This window comes from Kitasatospora sp. NPDC085464, from assembly GCF_044541955.1.
GTDB lineage: Bacteria > Actinomycetota > Actinomycetes > Streptomycetales > Streptomycetaceae > Kitasatospora.
In genome coordinates, this window is the sequence record NZ_JBITTM010000052.1 from 1 (window position 1) to 18,273 (window position 18,273).

Annotated in this window: 8 protein-coding genes and 1 pseudogene; all 9 read right to left on the minus strand. The window is 73.8% G+C overall.

Annotated features, from left to right (window positions below):
• Positions 1-10,823: pseudogene (locus ACIGG8_RS34720) on the minus strand (hypothetical protein); the annotation flags it as partial.
• A 119-nt stretch (positions 10,824-10,942) separates the two neighbouring features.
• On the minus strand, positions 10,943-11,242 hold the full coding sequence (locus ACIGG8_RS34725) for a hypothetical protein (protein WP_350519405.1): 300 nt from the start codon (positions 11,240-11,242) through the stop codon (positions 10,943-10,945).
• Positions 11,235-11,702: a YbaB/EbfC family nucleoid-associated protein gene (locus ACIGG8_RS34730; RefSeq protein WP_396552614.1), complete on the minus strand. Its 468-nt coding sequence runs from the start codon at positions 11,700-11,702 to the stop codon at positions 11,235-11,237. Before ACIGG8_RS34730 ends, ACIGG8_RS34725 begins: the two co-directional genes overlap by 8 nt.
• Positions 11,703-11,775: 73 nt before the next feature.
• Positions 11,776-14,082: a hypothetical protein gene (locus ACIGG8_RS34735; RefSeq protein WP_396552615.1), complete on the minus strand. Its 2,307-nt coding sequence runs from the start codon at positions 14,080-14,082 to the stop codon at positions 11,776-11,778.
• Between the two features lie 37 nt (positions 14,083-14,119).
• Positions 14,120-14,530, minus strand: a complete 411-nt coding sequence (locus tag ACIGG8_RS34740; RefSeq protein ID WP_350519402.1) for a hypothetical protein — start codon at positions 14,528-14,530, stop codon at positions 14,120-14,122.
• Positions 14,530-14,829, minus strand: coding sequence for a hypothetical protein (locus tag ACIGG8_RS34745; protein WP_396552616.1), 300 nt, complete (start codon positions 14,827-14,829; stop codon positions 14,530-14,532). The genes ACIGG8_RS34740 and ACIGG8_RS34745 overlap by 1 nt, the downstream gene beginning before the upstream one ends.
• A 62-nt stretch (positions 14,830-14,891) precedes the next feature.
• Complete coding sequence (locus tag ACIGG8_RS34750; protein ID WP_396552617.1) at positions 14,892-15,236, minus strand: hypothetical protein; 345 nt, start codon at positions 15,234-15,236, stop codon at positions 14,892-14,894.
• A gap of 75 nt (positions 15,237-15,311) precedes the next feature.
• The gene (eccB, locus tag ACIGG8_RS34755) at positions 15,312-16,766 is read right to left on the minus strand and encodes a type VII secretion protein EccB (RefSeq protein WP_396552618.1); all 1,455 of its coding nucleotides are present in this window, start codon (positions 16,764-16,766) and stop codon (positions 15,312-15,314) included.
• An 80-nt stretch (positions 16,767-16,846) separates the two neighbouring features.
• Entirely contained in the window at positions 16,847-18,238 is a 1,392-nt protein-coding gene (gene eccD, locus ACIGG8_RS34760; protein ID WP_396552619.1) for a type VII secretion integral membrane protein EccD, read from the minus strand.
• Positions 18,239-18,273: the final 35 nt, after the last annotated feature.

Here is an 18,273-nt window from a genome sequence, read left to right on the forward strand (position 1 = left end):
AGCTGTTCCGGGGAGCCGTGCAGGTTCGCGAAGTACGGCGTGGACTTCGGGTCCCAGGGGACCCGGACGTCGGCGTCGGCGCCGTCGCGCTCGCCGGGCTTGTTGTCGCCGCGCCGGTAGGCCTCCCAGTCGAAGCCGCCGTCCGGGCGGACGGCCTTCTTCGGGACGAAGTCCGGGTTGCTGACCTGGTGTTCGGCGCTCGTCCGCTCCGAGGGGAAGTTCAGGTGCGTCTCGCCGCGCAGCGTGAAGTCCGCCGTGGTGTGGAAGGAGCGTCCGACGCTGCCGCCGTTCGCCCCGACGATGGCATGGGTCACCAGGCCGCCGTCGGCGGAGGGCCGGTGCCCGTCGGTGTGGTCGTCGTGGACGGTGCCGTTGTCGTGGACGGTGTCGTGGATGGTGGCCGGCGGGTCGTCGTGGGCGGGCTGTTCGCCGCCGGGCGGGGTGTCGGCGGAGGGGTCGGCGAACTCCGGGTCGTGGACGGACCATTCGCCCACCAGGTGTTCGTCGGGGAAGAGTCCTTCCGGTGCCACGTCCCTGCGCAGCTCCTGCTCGGTCAGCGGCGGGAGGAAGCGGTAGCGGTGGTAGGTGTCGCTGTAGGTGAGGTCGGTGTTGGCGAGGTTCGGGTTCGCGCGTTCCTCGGGGGTGAGGCTCTCGGAGAACAGGCGGGAGCCGCTCATGATCTCGTGGAAGCTGTGGTCCTCCGACTCCAGCATCCAGCCGAGCAGGGCCAGCCGCAGCCGCTCGAAGTCGACCGGTCCTTCGCCCAGTTCGGCGAGCTTGGCCTTCCCCGCGTCGGTCTTGACGAGTTCCTTGACGGCCTGGAGCATCCCGAAGGCCGTGCCGGAGGTGCCGCTGACGACCAGCCCGCCGCTGTCGTGGGCGGCCTGCTGGAAGTCGGTACCCAGCTTGTAGTGGAAGGACTTGGCGCCCGGCTGCCAGCCGAGCCGGCCGTCCTTCTCCACGGCGCTGTACCACTCGCCCCGGCCCAGCGGCGGGTTGACGTCGAAGGGGTTGCGGTCGGTTTCGAGGATGCTCTTGGCCTGGCGCTCCGCGGCCTTCTGCGCGTCCCCGACCACCCGCTTGCGGTCCCACTCGGGGATCTGCTGGCCCTGGATCCCGGCGTAGGCGTTCCGGATCCCCTCGATGACGGGTCCGTACGGTTCATCGGTGCGGAACGATTCGAAGGGCGTCTGCTGCCCGCGCTCGGCGGCCGGCTTCAGCAGTTCCCCGTAGGCCTTCTTGATCTCCGCGGTCAGCGGGGTGACGACCTCCGCGCCGATGTCGTGGCGGTCCTGCCGTTCCTGCTTCAGCTGTTCCGGTCGCGGCAGTTGCCGCTGCCGCACGAGCTTGGCGAAGTGGTTGGAGGTGTAGCCGTTGTAGAGCAGGGCCATGCGTTCCCGGAGGTTTCCGCCGTCGACGACCTCCTGCAGCATGTGCCGGTCGGTGCCGACCATGCCGGTCGTGCCCGTGCTCCTGGAGCCGAACTGGGTCCTGTCCTTGTCGTTGGTGGTCATGGACCAGGCCAGGTCGACGACCTTCTTGACCTCGCGCCGGACGTCGGCGCGGTCGAGCAGGTGGGTGGCGAGCCGCCGCTCGTAGGCCTCGGCCTGCTCGCGGTAGCGGATGCGCCGGAGGTCTCCGGGCGCGGCGGGCGGGGCGGCCTCCAGGGCCTCGCTCTTCGGGACGGGATCCGGCTCGTGGGCGGGGGCGGCCGCGTCGTCGCCGTGCGGGAGTTGACGGGCCTTGTCCTGGTGCGCCTTGATCAGGTAGCCCTCGAACTCCGGGACGAAGTCCTCGGTCCGGTAGTGGTTCCAGACCGATGCGCCCTCCTTCACCTTCAGGCCGGCGATGCGCAGGCCGCTCTGCTTGTCCGCGGACTGCCCGCCGTCCCGGATGAGGCCTTCGTAGAAGTGGGGGTGGAACTTGAACTGCGTCCCGTCGGTGAGGAAGTCGTACTTCTTCAGCGTCTCCGGGACCTCCTTGGCCGTCCAGTCCTCGGTGATGTTCTTCACCTTCAGGCCGGTGGCCGCGCGGCCGAGGACGAACTCCATGACCACCGGCAGGCCGGAGAGGGTGTCGCTGTAGGTGGCCGCGTGGTCGAAGTCGTGGCCGGTGTAGAGCCCGGGCCCCAGCTGGGACCAGCCCTCCTTGTTCTTGACCGCGCCGATCTTGCCCTGGAGCAGGTACCCGCGCAGCGTCCACGCGTCGGTCACCCGGAAGACCGGCTGCCCGGGTTCCAGGGTGACGACGACGATGTCCGGCTGGACCCGCCCGGTCAGTTCCTTCGCCACCTTCGGGTCGACGGGACGCTCGGTCGCCACCGCCTGCGGCCCGCGCGTGTCGGGGCGCAGTTCCGCGTAGTGCGCGGCCGAGCCCGGCCCCCTGCCGGGGTCGCGGTAGACGTGCACCTCGCGGCCGGTCGCCTCGGTGTTGAACGCGGTGCGGCCGTTCCCCTCGTGGACCACGAGGTGGATGCCGAGGGCGTGGGCGATGACCGCCGGCGCCTCGTCGTAGAACGAGGTGTTCCACAGGGACCGGTTGCGCAGTCCCATGTCGAGCAGGTCGCTCATGCGCAGGTTCCCGAGGTCGCGCGCGGACAGCGTCGACGGCTGCTCGTCGCCCGGGCTGCGGTACACCTGCCAGGTCCGGTCGCGCTCGTGCGGCTCCAGCCGGTCCACGGGCCGCCGGCCGGTGGCGTCGGCGTTGCGGCGCAGCGCGGCGCCGGCGTCGCTGCGGAACCACTGCGAGGCCAGCTCGCGCAGCCCGTGGACGGTGAGGTCGGGGTGCTCCCAGCCGTCCAGTCCGCGGGCGCCGGCGAGGACGGCGTGCAGCAGGCAGTCGCCGTCGCCGGGCACGCTGACGACGTGGTGGAGCCGGCCGCCGTCCAGCACGTTCACGCGTGACTCGTGCACCGGGACCGGGGCGTTCGGCGGCCTGTGGACGGGGCTCTCGGTGACGTGGGCGACCGCGTTCGGCGGTGCCGGGGCGACGGGTCCCTCGGCCTGCCGGTGCTCCTCCGTCAGCGGGGCGGGTGCCTGGGCGGTGTCCGGGCGGGAGCTGTGCTGCTCGTGGGTCAGGTCGCGCAGGACCGGGCCCGAGCGCAGGACCTCCTCGATGCGCTGGAGGTGGCGGGGCAGCACCGTGAAGTCGTCCCGGTAGGCCGCGGTGCCCATCACCCCGTTCTCGCCGGCCCACCAGTCGCGGCGGCGCAGCGCGTAGGCGTCGCCCGGCCTGGTCACCGGTTCGACGTACTCGTCCGGCAGGCCGAGGAAGTGCAGCAGTTCGTGCAGCACCACGCCGGGCGGGCTCTGGTCGGACCAGCGGGTCTGGTTGCTGCGCTCGCCGCCGGGGACCACGGTGACCGTCCGGTGCGCGCCGTGCTCGGTCTGCGCGCCTTCGATCCGCAGGTGCACCTGGTCGCCGCCGGGCAGGTGGAAGCGTTCGTTGAACCGCTCGCCGACCACGTCCCGGGCCCGGTCGAGCGTCCGGGCGGCCTCGTGCGGGGGCAGCGGGTGGCCGTCCGGCCCCTGCAGGTGCAGGCGCAGGGTGAACTCGGTGACCCAGTGGCCGGGCCGGACCTCGAAGCGCCGCGCGTCATAGCCGATCACGGTCGCGGCGCCGTGCAGGCCGCCGAGCAGGCGCTGCCGGTTCTCGTAGTGGTCGCGCACGCCGGGGCCGGCGATGTCGCCCGGGCCGGCCTGGCCACGCACCAGGGGGTCGAAGCGCACCGTGTCCATCCGGGCGGGCGGCGCGAGGGTGCGGATGTCCGCCCAGGCGGAGGCGGGCAGCACCGCGCCCGGGGTGACGGGCGGCGCGGCCGGGGGCACGACGGCGGGAGCCCCGGCGGCGGGCGCCACCGGTGCCTGGGCGTTGTGGTGCACGGCCGTCGCCGCCCCGGCGTTCTCCCCGGCCGGGTGTTCGGGCTGGCCGAGGAGCTGTTCGACCGCACTGCGGAACTGGTCGTTGGCGTCGGCGCCCAGGGCGTCGCGCCACACGTCCAGGTACTGGTGCACCTCGCCGTTCTGGTCGTCCAGGCCGTGCAGGAACGTGCTCAGCTCGGTGGTGTTCCCGGTGGCGAGTGCCGTCGAGGCCTCACCGATCCGGTGCCCGCCCTGTGACGGGGTGCCGTTCGGTGCCAGCGTCCAGGGGCGGGTCTCGCCGCCGGGGCGGGCCGAGATGCCGGGGGTGGCGAGGGTGAGGATCTCCTGCCACGTGTTGGCACCCTCGGTGACGACCAGGGTCGAGCGCTGCTCGAACAGTTCCATCACCGCCGGCTGGACGCGTCCCAGCCGCAGGCGGTGGACGCCCCCGTCGCCGGCCTGGGCGGCGGCGACGTCCTGGAGGCCGGTCAGCAGGTCGGCGTGGTTCTGGACCTCGTTCGGCTCGGCGCCGAGCAGGATCACGACCGCCGGACGGGACGGGTCGGGCAGCGCCCGCAGGGCGGCCTCCATCCGGGTGGCCATGTCGCGGTGGCGGACCGTGCCGTCGCCGATCTGTCCGTAGTAGGCGGTGACCAGCCGGATCTCGCCGTCCTGGGCGCGTCGCAGGAGGTCGGCGACCAGGTCCGGCACCTGGTCGTCGGGACCGGTGGCCTCGGGCCAGTGGTCGCGGACGTGGCCCGCAAGGTCCGCCGGCACGGGCTGCGGGCGGAAGGGGTAGGTGACGGTGGCGCCCTGGTCGTGCCACAGCTCCGCCAGGACGTCGCCCCCGCGGCGGATCTGCCGGGGGTGGCTGTCCCAGAGGAAGGGCTGCAGGACCAGGGCGTCCGGGTCCTGTTCCCCGGTCATCTCCCGCAGGGAGGACGCCAGGTTCTGCTCGAAGTAGGCGGCCGCGTCCTCGCCGTGCGGTGCGTCCAGGGCGGCGAAGACGGTCAGCGTCCGGCCCTGTCCGGAGGACTGGGCGCCGGCCCTCAGGAGGTCGGAGGTCAGGTGCTGGGCGGGGTTGATCGTCCGGTCCCGGTTGTCCTCCTTCGTGACGGAGGCCCGGAAGTCCGTCTGGATCTGCGGAGAATTGCCCGGATTGCCCAGGTAGCGGCTGCGCACGTTCGCGTTCGCCCCGGCGGAGACCAGCCAGGACTCCTCGGGCCTCGCCCCGCTCCAGGCGAAGTACTTCCAGTACGTCTCCAGATCGGCGACGAGCCGCCGCTCGCTCACCCGGTACGCGACGTCCAGCGGCGCGCCCACGGGGTGGGCGGTCACCCGCATCCCCCGGTGGACGCCCGTCCACGGACCGTGGAACAGCCCGTAGGAGTGCCGGGGGTGCCCGATGTCGGCGGCACGGCCGAGCCGTTCGGCGTAGAACGGGGCCTTGCCGCTCGCGAACGTCAGGTGGACCTCGCCCCGGTAGCCCATCGCGGCCAGGCCCTCCAGCACCCTCAGGAAGGCGACCTGGTGGCCGCTGCCGGGCGAGCCCGGGTCGACCAGGCTGACCCGCGGGTAGCGCTGGTGCAGCTGCTGCCCGAGGGCGGCGTCGGCCGGGGACACGGTCGGCGGCTCGCCGGCGTGCGGCGGCATCGCGGCGAGATGCTGCTCGTCCTCGACGCGGTGCTGCTCCCGGATCTCCTGGGCCGGCCCGCGGGAGACCACCGGCACGAGCGGCATGGCGAGGGGCTGTCCCGCACCACCCGGCACGGGCGGCAGCGGCGGACCACCCACCGGCGGAGGCGGCGGGCCACCACCCGGCGGCGGGGGCACCGGCGGGCCACCACCCGGCGGCGGCGGGGGCACCGGCGCACCGGTCCCGCGACCCGGCGGCGGGGGCGGCGGCGGGGGCGGCGGGGCCTGCGCGGGCGTGTGCTGCGCCACCGGGTAGACGGTTTCGTCGGCGGCCCGGCGGTCCTTCCCGGCCACCTCCCGGCGTTCCTGCTCCTGCGTCTCCCGGCGGGGCCCGGCGTCCTCGTGGTCCCGGCCGGTCGTCCGGACCGTGCGGCCCGCCTGGTCCCGCAGCGGTCCGACCGGCCCGGACCGGTCGCCCTCGGGTGCGGGGGTGTCCGGGTGGAGGTCGCCCCGCTCGACGGGTTCGTGGTCCTTCGGGCGGCCGCCGCCCGGCTTCCTGTCCGAGGACGGCTCCGGGACGGTGTCCCGGGGGCGGACGGGCGGGCCGGACGGGGTGCGCGGTCCGGGCACGGGGATCGGCTCGGGCTTGCGCTCCGTCTCGGTCTCCGCCTCGGGCTTGTGCTCGGGGGTCGGCTCGGGCGTGTGCTCGGGCTTGTGCTCCGTCTCGTGCTCGGGCCGGTTCTCGGGCCGGTTCTCGGCGTGCGGGCGGCCGAAGACGTTCTCGTTGGCCGCCTCGTGGCCGCGCCAGCGGTCGCCGTCCAGGTCCTCGGGCCCCCAGTGCTCCTTGTAGGCGTCGAAGAACTCGCCGCCGTAGCGGGTCTTGAGCTCCTGGACCTCCTCCGGCGACACCCGGCGGCCCTCGGCGAGGCGGTCGTAGCCGGCGGCGGCGTGTTCGCGGGCGGGCAGCACGGCGCGCTCGAAGGCGACGTGCTCCTCCAGACCCTGCGTCAGCCGCTCGCGCTCGCGCCGCCACTGCTCCAACTGCCCGCGCAGGTCGGCCTTGTGGTCGGCGTCCGGGTCGCGCAGCAGGGAGCGGAAGTGCTCGTCGAACGCGGCGCGGACCCGCTCGGTGTAGCCCTCGCGCACGCGCCGGGCCGCGGCGGAGGCCGGCGGTTCCGAGCGGTCGGTGCGGGCGCCGCGCACCGGCCGTCCCAGGGCCGTCTCGACGGAGGCCGCCGGGTCGGTGCGGTGGTCGGCGGCGTCGGGGCCGCCCAGGTCGTGCGGGACCTCGGCGCGGGCGGTGTCCTCGGCCGCGCGCACCGCCTCCTCGCGGGCGCCGTGCAGGGCCAGCAGACGGTTGGCCTCGGCCTGCGAGGTCAGCCGGTCCAGTTCGGCCTTGAGCCGGTCCGGGTCGCGCCCGGCGGCGGTGTGCTCGGCGACGAGGCGGTCGGCGCGGCGGGCGAGGTCGGCGCGGGCGGCGGCCACCGCGCGGGGGGACGGGCCGTCGGCCAGGCCGAGTTCGCGCAGCGTCTCGGGGCCGAACTGGTCGGGGGCGCTGGCCTTCCACGCCGCGGCCGCGTCGTCCACCGCGTCGACGGAGCGCTTCAGGACGGTCTCGCGGACCGCCTGGACGGTGAACTCGTGGGACAGCCCGCTCCGGTGGCTCTCGAAGCCGGCCCGGAAGTCGGCTTCGAGCTGCTCCTTCCCCTGGACGGCGGAGTCGAGGGCGGCGAGGTCCTCGCCGTTCTCGTCCTGGATCCCCAGGAACGCGTCCTCGTCGCGGCGGCCGCCGTACGGTTCGGTACCGCCGGGGCGCCGGGCACCCGGCTCGGTCTCGTCGACGTGCTGGGCCGTCCGCTCCTGGTAGCGGCCGTGGAAGTCGGCGATCCGCTCCCGCATGGCCTCGGCGATCTGGTCGCGGGCCTCCTCCGAGACCCGGGCGTCCTTCGGCACGCCTGCGGCGTCCAGCAGGGCGCGGTCCGTCTCGGTGAGGTCGTCCCGCTTCCAGTCGGCGTGGGCGTCGTCCACCGCCCGTTCGATCCGTTCGGTCTGCGTGGCGCGTGCCTGCCGGACGTCCAGGTCCCCGGCGGCCCGGCGAAGCCGGTGTTCCAGGGCGCGGGCGGCGAGGGCGTTGCGTTCGGGGGTGACGTCGGCTCGGGTGGCGTACAGCTGGGCGATGTCGCGTTCGGCGTCGGAGCGGAAGCGTTCGGTGGCCTCGCGGCGGATCTCCGCGTGCAGGTGGTCGCCGCCGGTGGCGGCGGGGTCGAGGCCGCGTTCGGTCAGCAGGTGCTCGAAGCGGCCGACGGCGACCCGCAGGGCGAGTTCGCGGGCGCCGGCCAGTTCCAGGCGGTCGGCGGCGGCGTCGAGGATCTCCTGGCGCTCGTGCGGGCGGGCCTCGATGTCGGTCTGCAGGTCGGCGGCGGTGCGGCGCCACGCCTCGGTGCCGGGGCCGGTGAGGGTGCGCAGTTCCCGGGGCAGGTCGGCGTGGATGTCGATCAGGCGGTCCTCGATGTCGCCGTGCAGGGCTTCCTTGGCCTCGGCCTCGGCGAGCACGGCGTCGTGCCGCTCGGCGATCTCCTTCTGCTTGTCGTGCCAGGAGGTGCGCCGTTCGTCGCCGGCGGGTGCCTTGGCGTGCTCGGGGGCGTCGACGCGGTGGTAGGGGTGGCCGGAGGCCGTGTGGGAGGTGGCGGGGCCGTCGGGGGTGTGCGGGTCGGCGGGGCCGCCGGGCTCGGGGTCGCGCGGCGGGGTGGCGGGCGGCACGGGGCCCTGCGGGTCGGGGCGGTTCGCGTCCGGGCCGTTCGGGCCGTTCGGGCCGTTCGGGCCGGGGCTCTTCGGGTCCGGGGTCTTCGGGGCCGGGCCGTTCGGGTCCGGGTGACCGGGCGCAGCAGGCGCGGTGCCGTTGCCGTCGCCGGGGCCGCCGGCGCTGGTGCGCACCGGCGGCGGCGAGGCGGCCGGGCTCCGGTGGGCGGTGTTCTCCTGCGGCTGCGGGCTGGTGTCCGTGCTGCCGGGGTGCCGGCCCGCTCCCCCGGGGCCGCCGCCGGTCGAGGTCGGGGGCTGGTGCAGGGGCGGTTCGTTGTGCTCGTCGACGACCGTGGTGCGGCGCGCCGGGTCGAACGTGGGCTTGGGCTGCGGCTGGGGTTTGACGGCGCCGTCGCGGCCGTTGGCGTCGGCGGAGGCCGTCGCGGTGGTGCCGCGTTCCCCGCCGTTCACCGGGTTCCCGGCGCCCTGGTTGCCGCCGCTCTGGTTGCCGCTGCCCTGGTTGCCGGCCTTGGGTGCGCCCGCGCCGGTGGTGCCGGACTCGGTGGTCCCGGGTCCGCCGCCCGTCTTGCGGGGCACGGGCGGGGTGACGGGGGCTTCCCGGTCGCCGGGCGCCGTGGTGGACTTCGGCGGGGTGGGGGCGGTCGTGCGCTCGTCGCCGCGGGACTGCGTCTCGACGGGCCGGGCGGGGGCCTTCGGGTCCCATCCGCCGTCGACCGAGGAGTTGAAGCTGGTCTTGCCCTTCGGGTCGGCGAGGACGCCGTCGCCGTTCTCCTCCCGGTGGTGGTTCCCGGATCCGAGGAGGGTGGAGCCGGACAGCGAGGCGCCCGACTTGATCGGGGCGCCGTCGCCGCCCGACAGGTGCGTCCCGGCGATCTGGTCGATGTGTCCGGGCCGGGGCACCGGGAAGGGCGCCGAGTGGCCGCCGATGTTGCTGATCACCGACAGGATGGTCAGCGGGTGGGTCAGGGGGTAGTTGGGGCCGGACTCGTCGGTGATCCGGGAGCTCTCCAGGCCGCGGACGAAGTCCGCGTAGCGCAGGGTCAGCGGCGAGGCGAGCCCCATGATCATGTGGCGCATCCCGCCCATCATGAAGCCGCCGACGAAGCTCATCCCGCTGGCTTGCCACTCGCCGTTGTAGATCGTGTTGTAGATGCCCTCGGTGAGGTACTGGTTGATGCCCGACTCGATCTGGCTGCCCAGCACGTGCCCGAGGTGGAACATCTTGTTCATCCTGTTGACGCCGCCCGCGAGTTCGGGCATCTTCTCGACCAGCAGCTTGAGTTCGGGCGTGAGCGCGACCCGGGCGCCGTCCTTGGCGAGGTTCTCCAGGGTCTCCGTGAGCGCTTCCTTGCTGCTCTCCTTCATCACCGTCTTGAGCGAGTGCTCGGCGAACTGCCTGCCGATGTGCTCGCCCATCTCCCGGGCGAACTTGGCGCCGAGCTCCTGGCCGAGTTCCTTCTCGAAGAGCTCGCCGAGCTGTCGCACGAACTTCTCGCCGGTCGCGGCGCCCACCTTGCGTCCGGCCTTGAAGCCCTTGGTCAGGTACTGGGCGTTCTCCTTCAGGAGGTTGGAGATGCCCTTCGCGAACCGCTCGGCCGCCTCGTTGCCGAGCAGGTGGCCGAGGCCCTCGCCGCCGGCCTTGGCCCCTTCCTTGGCGCCCGCCTTGACGGCGCCGTCCCCGAGTTCCTTGATGCCCGACTTGAGGGTGCCGCCCGCCACGCTGCCGGCCAGTTCCTTGGCCGCCCCCTTGAGGGCTCCGGCCGCGGCGTCCTCCCCGAGTTCCTTGCCCGCTCCCTTGAGGGTTCCCCCGGCCAGCCCCTTGATGACGTCGTCGAGCGCGCTCTGCACGAACAGCTTGGCCAGACGGCCGCCGAGCAGCTTGCCCAGGCCCTCGCCGATCAGGCTGAGCGGCCCGCCGATCGCGCCGCTGAGCGCGCCGAAGATCGCCGCCTGCTTGGTGAGGTCCTTGTCCCACTCGTGGCGGTCGCCGTGCTCGAACTGGATGCCCTGGATGATCGCGTCCAGGATCAGGCCGCCGACGACGCCGCCGAAGGTGTGCATGGCGATCAGCAGCGCGAGCTTCTTCAGCAGCTGGAGGAGGAACTGCCGCGTCAGGATCTTCTGCCACTCCAGCTGCACCATGGAGAAGCCGCCGGTGAACACGGACCAGGCGATGGCGAAGGCGATCTCGATGATCAGCTGGACGAGCTGACCGATCGCCATCCACTTGGTGTACTCGACGGTGTTGGCGACCTTGCCGGCCAACTCGGCCAGCTGGGTGCAGAGTTCACCGGCCTTGCGGAGCGGGTCGTCGCTCGGGTCCTGGCTGGTGAACTGACTCCACTCCCGCCTGAAGGCCTTGGCGGCCTCGCCCTCGATCCGCTTGTCGCAGGTCTGCACCGCGTCGAGGATGTACTCGCTCAGCTTCGGCAGGTCCTGGGCCAGCGCGAGGTAGTCGTCCCGGACGTCCCGCAGCAGCCCCTCGTCCGACTCGGGCCAGGGCATGCCGCTGATGATGTGGAAGAACTGCGCCACGCCCGGGGAGACGTGGATGGACGAGTGGGACATGGCGCAGGGCCTCCGGGGCGGTGCTGGCGGTACGGGGGGTGCGGGGGCCGGCGGGAGCGGGCGAACGGACGGGCAGGCGCGCGGGACCGGCGCCGGGGCCGATCCCTAGCGGAGGCGGTTCACACCAGGCCGCGGCCGTGGTCGTCGGCGGCGTCGAAGAGGTCGGCCGTGCCCTGGCCGTGGGCGGACATCGCCTTCAGCTTGTTGCGGATCTGCGTGGTCAGCCCGGTGAGGTCGGCGGTGGGCTTGTCGATCTTCTCGTGGTACTGCTTGCCGATGTCGTCGCCGCCGCCGGCCTTGACGTTCTTCGTGTTGATGTCCTCCACCTCGGTGTTGATCTTCTCCACCAGGGCGGCCACGTCGTCGAAGTTGGCGAACGCCTGCTTGAGGCCCGACTCCTTGCGCAGCCTGTCAGCCATTGAACTCTTCCTGCTTGCGGGACTTGACGCTCTGGTCGGCGCCGGGGCGCATCGCGGTGAGCGGGGCGAGCAGCGCGTCCAGGTCCAGGGCGCCGCCGGTTCCGAACGGGTCCTCGTCGCCGCGTTCGCCGGTGAAGTTCATCCGCAGCGTCTCGCCGACGCCCTCGAAGCCGCGCATCTCGGCGGCGATCCGCTCGCCCATCCGGGCCTTGGCCTCGTTGAGGACGTCCTTCAGCACGGCGCTCAGCTCGGCCGGCGCCATGGACTGGTAGGCGGTGGTGTGGAAGCTCAGCGCGAGCAGCTCGCCCTGGGGGCCGACCTTCGCGGTGACCATCCGGTCCTTGCTCCTGGCCTCGGCGGTCATCGCCTGCATCCTGCGCGTCGACTCGGCCAGCCTCTCCTTCTGTTCCTCCAACGAGGCCAGGGCCCGGTCCAGTTGGTCCTCGAACGAGTACGACATGCCTTCTCCGTGTCCTTTCCCGGGGCGGCGTCCCTGCCGGGACGCCGCCCTGCCTGCCGGTGGTGCCCGCCGCTCAGCGGCCGATCACACCGTTGACCGCACCGGTCTCGGTGCCCCACACCTCTTCGTCCTCGGCCAGCCAGGTGGTGCGCTGACGGTCCTTCTCGCCCTGGCCCGCGCCCATGCCACCGCCCATGCCGCCGCCCATCGGCGGCATCATCGGCATCCCGCCGCCGCTGGTGGACACCGACCGGCCGCGCATCGCGGCCTGCTCCTCGGCCGCCAGCGCGGAGGCCTTCTGCATCGCGGCCTTCTCCGCCGCGGCCGACTCGGCGGCCGCGGCGGCCGCCGTCCTGCCGCCCGGGGCCAGCCCGCCGCTGTTCTCGACGGCTCGCGCGCTCAGCCCGCCGCCGGATCCGACCAGCTTGGGCAGCGAGCCGCCGGAGGGGATGCCGCCGGAGCCGCCCACTCCCCCGACGCCGCCGAGGAGGCCGGCGTAGGAGCCCGGGCCGCCGGAGCCGGAGTCCGCGCCACCGCCGGAGCCGTAGTCGCCGAAGGAGGAGCCGAGGTCCAGCTTCCAGTCGTCCCCGCTGGACGGCGGGCGGATGCCGCCGCCGCTGCCGGTCCCGCCCCCGCCACTGCCGCTGCCACTGCCGCCGCTGCCGACCATCGCGTCGATGGCGTGCTGGCGGTCGGTGTAGCGCTGGGAGATGTCGGAGATCGGGCGGCCGGTGGAGTCCAGGAGGGTGCCGTCGCCGGCGACGGAGCCGCCCTTGGGCAGCACCACGGGGTTGCCGTCGCGGTCCAGCACCTCCTTGTCGTCGGGGCCGATCACCGTCCCGTCCTCGCGGACCCTGGAGCCCCTGGGCACCTTGGCGTTCTGCCCGTAGACGCCGCCGCCCGTGCCGGGCGGGACGTCCGAGCCCGGCGGGACGACGACGGGCTTGCCGTCCTTGCCGATCACCTTCTGGCCGTTGGCGTCGTACACCTGGCCGTCCTTGCCGATGTAGCCGCCAGGGGGCAGCAGCACCGGCTTCTTGTCGGCGCCCAGGACGGGCTTGTGGTCCTTGTCGAGGATGGGCGTGCCGGCGCCGTCGCCGATGCCGCTGCCGCCTCCCCCGCCGGGACCGATGACCGGGGGCGGCGGGGGCAGGTGGGTCTTGGAGTCGCCGCCCTTGCCGTCGCCTCCCTTGCCGGCACCGCCGCCGCTGCCACCGCCCAGGTCGAACTTGCTGCCGGAGCCGCCGCCCCCGCCGCCGCTGCCGCCGCCCAGGTCGATGTTGCCGTCACCGCCCTTGCCGTCACCGCCCTTGCCGTCCTTGCCGTCACCGCCGGTGCCGTCGCCGGTGCCCGGGCCGGGGGGCGCCTGGGTGGGCAGGTCCAGGCTGATGTTGACGTAGCCGCGGCCGAAGTCCGTGACCAGCTGCTTGTAGGCGGTGTTCAGGGCGTCCGTCGGGTCGGTCCCGCCGCCGGTCCCGCCCTTGCGCGCGTCGAGGTACACGGCGGCGTTGGAGCGCCAGATCTCCTTCGCCCGCTGCTCCAGCAGGACGTAGAAGGAGTCGTGCAGGGCGTCGCCGAGCGTGTTGGAGGGGATGGCCGTCGCGTTCCCGGAGGCGTCGACCGTCGGCGTGACGCCCCTCAGCGCCTCTTCCAGGGCCTGGTAGATGGCGTGGGAGGGCCACAGGGTCCCGGAGTCCCACCACTGCTGGTGGACGGTGTAGAGGCCCGTGACCGTCTTCGGGATCTGGTCGGCCGCCGCTTCGAGGTCGTGCGGGTGGTTCACCGTGTCCAGCTGGAGGCGGATGGTCTCGATCTCCAGCGCGTACCGCTTGAGCAGCATCTTGAACTCGCCGGCCGCGTCGCCCTGCCAGTTGCTGTCCGGGCCGTCGATCAGGTCGACCCACTTGTTCACCCGCGGGTACCAGGTCTCCAGCCACGTGCCCACGTCCCGCAGGCCCTGGGCTGCGGCCCGCAGGCTCCGGGGGTCGATCGCGGCGTTGCCGCCGCCGGACGCCAGCGGGCTGAAGATCCCCTCGTGCTGGTGGATGAACTGGGACAGCGGCTTGTCCGTGTCGTTGCCCCAGTCCGTGTAGTTGACCGGGATCCCGACCAGGATGTGGCTGTGGCTGCCACTGCTCCGGGTGAAGTTCCACGCCCACCAGACGTCGGGCCTGCTCTCGCCCTCCTTGGCCATGTCCGTCTTCCCGACGTCGGACTTGTCCCCGAAGTAGAAGTCGGCGCCGGTCTCGCCCTTCTTGACCTGATCCGTCCTGATCCAGGACTTGGCGCCCGTGGGCAGCTCCGCGACCTTGGTCCGGTCCACGATCTTCTGGTCCGGGCCCGCGAAGAACGTGAGCACCTGCTCCCAGCTCACGGCCATCAGTGCCCCCACATGCTCGGTACGGTCAACTACTTTTTCAGCTGCCCGACTTGGGCGCGGTGGCGGTCGACACCTTGGTGAGGACCTCCATCATCTCGGCCGCCGTCATGGCTTTCTCATGGGCCTCGTCCATGATCGTCAGCGTCAGCTGGATCTTGATCTGGGCCTGACGCATCTGGGCCTTGAGGGTGCCGAGGTCGGTGGCCAGGCCGGTGGCCAGGTTCTTGAAGTCGAGGACGACCGAGTCCGCGAAGAAGTACTTGTTGCCCACCAGCAGCGAGTTGCCCGTGTCGTTCAGCATCCCGGCGTAGCGCTGCATCACGTTGTAGCCGGGGTTCTGGTTCAGGTCGTCCAGCAGGCCGCCGATCTCCGTGTTCGCGAAGTACTGGAGGTCGTCCTTGTCGACACTGAGCGTGTGTTCGTAGTTCGGCGGCTCGGGCGTCGCCATCAGCCGACGCCCGCGGCGGCGCGCTTGTCGGCGTCGCGCAGCAGGCCGTGCATGGTCCTCAGGGTGCCGGCGGCGGCGGAGATGTCGTTGGTCATCTCCGACTCCTGGGCGTCGAGCATCAGCCGGAACTCCCGGGCGGCGGTGGCGAGCTGGCCCTGGAGCTGGCCCTCGGTGCTCTGGAGCGCGGTGCGGAGGTTCTCCATGGCGTCGTGCATGGCGCCGCCGGCCGCGGCCAGCGCGTCGGCGGCCTCGTCGATGTTGGCGTGGTTGAGCGTGATGTGTCCGTCGTTCGCGGCCATCGGTTTCCCCTCGGGTCGGTGGTGCGGGTCGGTGGTGCGGGTCGGTGCCGGGCGGCCGGCTGCTACTTGGGGTTCAGGCCGTTGCTGATGTCCAGGCTGAGGCTGGAGGGGCCGGAGCCGTTGACGGTGGCCAGGGCCTCCGAGTGGGCGGTGTTGATGGTGTTGTGCCCGGCCGCGAAGTTCTCGTGGAAGGTGCTGTAGGCGCTGTTGAGCTGCCGGTAGCGCGTCGTCCAGTCGTTGATCTTCTGCTGGTAGAGGTCGCTGCAGGCGGCCTGGAAGTGCTGGTGGATCTCGGTGTTGATGTCCTGGATGTTCGTGCAGGCCCTGAGCATGGTGTCGATGTGGCCTTGCAGGGTCGCCAGGACGTTGCGGACGACCGTGTCCTCTGTCTGCAGGGTGTTCACCATCGGGGGCTCCTCTCCGTCGGCCCGGCGCGGATGCCGGGTTCATTTCAGGTCAACGGCGCCGTGTCGGCGGCCGGTTCACCGCGGGCAGGCAGGTGCGGGGGCGGCGGGCGCGGGGGCGGCGGGGGCGCCGGTGAGGGCGGCCGGGTCGAGGCTGGGGCCGGTGGGCAGCAGGGTCAGCAGCGCCTCGGGGACGCCCGGCGGGGCGGCCTCGCCGTAGCCGAGCTGCTTGGCGACGGCCGGTGAGGGCAGCGGGTACTTCACCCCGGTGTCGGTGACCAGGTACAGGGTGGTGCCGGTGCCGGCGGTGGACAGGGCGCGCACCAGGGCGCCGCCGCCGGGGCGCACCGCGATGGTGTCGGCGGTGGCGCAGGGCGCCTCGACGCCGGGCTGGACGGTGGGGGCGGAGCCCTGCAGGGCGGTGTCGTCGACGAGGGTGACGGCGGTGGTGGGCCCGGGGTCGCCGGGGCGCAGTTCGGCGCAGACGTCGCGGCCCTGGGGGGCGGTCAGGAGTTCGGGCACGGTGGTGGGCAGGGCGGTGGCGGCGTTGGTGGCCGGTGCGGGGGGTGCGCTGTGGGCGGCGAGGTCGGCGGCGAACACGGCGGCGGGGGTGACCGCGGCGTCCTGGTAGGCGCTCTGCTGGGTGCGGGGGTCGTTGCGCAGCAGTTCGAAGGCCATCGGGGTGAGCGGGGTGAGTCCGGCGGCGGTGAGGACGTAGGGGTCGCCGTTGGGGCCGGTGAAGAGCTGTCCGACGCGGGTGGGGCGGGTGGCGAGGTCGGGGCCGGGGGTGCCGCGCTGGTCGAGGTCGGGGGCGGCGAGGTCGGGGCCGGCGGGCAGGGCGTTGAGGAAGGCCTGGGGGACGGGCTGGGCGGTGGCGGCGCTCTGGCCGAGGGCCTGGCGGGCGCCGTTGCGGGTGTCCAGGCGCAGGCGGCGCCCGTGCCACAGGAGGTGGGCGGTGCCGTCGGGGGCGGTGACCAGGAGGGCCTGGTTGTCGGTGAGGGCGGTGCCGCGGGTGGCGGGGTCGACGGCGAGGGCGAGGTGGGGGGTGCGGGTGCCGGAGGGGCCGGGGCGCAGGGCGGCGCAGGCGAGCCAGGGGGCGGTGGTGAGGCGGCCGGGTTCGGGCAGGCCGTCGGGGGCGCCGAGGATGCCGAGGGGGGTGCCGCGGGGGGTGCCGGCGAGGGAGTGGGTGCTGACCTGGTCGACGGTGAGCTGGTCGCCGGCGATGAGGCGGGCGGTGGTCTCGTTGAGCAGGGGGTGGAGGGTGCCGTCGAGGTAGAGGTAGCGGGCGCCGCTCTCCTTGACCAGGACGAGGGTGCCGGGTTTCTTCCAGCCGGTGGCGCCGCCGGGGACGAGGACGCCGTAGACGGCGGCGATCAGGCAGGCGAGGACGGCGATGACGGTGCCGGTGACGATGCCGCGGGAGGTGCGTGCGGTGGGGGCGTCGGGGGCGTCGGGTTCGCCGCGGAGCATGCCGGTGGCGAGGCGGCCCATCACGAACAGGTGGGCCTGCACCTGGTCGCGCTTCGACTGCATGGCGTGGTTCTCCTCGGGGCGGGGCGTCGGGTCGGCTCGCGCGGGCGGTGCGCGGGTGCGGGTGCGGGTGGCGGCGGGCTTCAGCCGGAGATGGCGCGCAGCCCGTGGTAGGCGCCGGCGGCGGCGAGGGCGAGCGGGAGCACGCTGACGGCGGCGAGGGTGTGCAGGAGGTCGGCGGCGCGGCCCCAGTAGGGCAGCAGGCGCCGGCCGGGGACGGTCCAGGAGACGGCGGCCAGGACGGCGGCGGTGGCGACCAGGGCGGCGAGCAGGCCCGTGCGCTCGGCGGTGGACCGGCCGGCGGCGAGGTGGGCGATGAGCAGGGCGGGGCCCAGGGCGCCGGGGACGAGGACGGCCAGGCGCTGGGGGATGCTGCCGATGCCGCGGGCGTGCAGCAGGAGCAGGAGCGCCAGGGCGCAGGTCAGGGCGGTGGGGGCCCAGCCGTCGCGGCCGGTGAGGGTGACCAGGCAGAGGGCGAGGACGGGGGCGAGGGCGAGGTGGAAGGCCGTCAGGAAGCCGTCGGCGACGGCGCTGCGGGAGCGCACGGAGGCCGCGGGGACGGCTTCGATGCCTTCCTGGAGTTCCTCGGCGTTGCGGGGCAGGGCGGGCAGGCGCAGGCCGGACAGGCGGAAGCACAGGCCGGGCAGGAAGGAGGCGGTGGCGACGGGCAGGACGGCGAGGACGGCGGCGGTGGCGGGGGCGGTCAGTCCGCCGAGTAGCAGGGCGCCGGCGGTGGTGACCTGCAGGGCGAGCAGGACCAGGCCGAGGAAGAGCGGGGCGGCGCAGCCGACGGCGGCCATGGCGAGGACGGCGGCTCCGGCGCCGGTGCAGCCGCCGGCGAGCAGGCGGGCTCCGGTGGCGGAGGGTCCGGTGCCGGTGGTGAGGAGGGCGCCGGCCAGGGCGAGGTAGGGCACGGCGGTGGCGCCGAGGGCGGTGCCGGCGCCGGCGTCGCCGACGGCGCGGGAGGCGCTGAGGGCGCCGAGGAGCAGGAACAGGCCGGTGACGGCGGCGGCGCCGGCGCGCAGGTGGGGCGGGCCGGGCAGGAGGAGGAGGGCGAGGCCGCCGGCGAGGGCGGTGACGGCCAGGGCGAGGGCGACGTGGTGGGTGAGGGCGGGGCGCCAGGTGTCGGGGCGTTCGCGCATGCCGGTGGCGACGCCGTCGGCGAGGTCGTCGTAGTGGACCTCGGGCAGGGGGTCGCGGCGCGGGCGCAGGTGGAGGTCCTCGCCGTCGTGCAGGCCGAGGGCGTCGGCGCCGAGTTCCTCGTCCAGGGGCGGTTCGCCGAGGCGTTGGAGGATCCAGCCGTCGTGTTCGGTGCCCCGTTCCTCCAGGTCGTCGCCGGCGTGGGCGAGGACGGCGGGCAGCAGGTCGGCCAGTGGCACGTCGGCGGGGACCGCGAGGTCGAACACCGCTTCGGGTGCGTGGAACCTCAGTCGGCACAGTCCGGCGACTGCGGTCCCGTTGGCGCTCCCGTTCAAGGCTCTCCTCACGTCCGTACGGCCTGGGCCGTCCG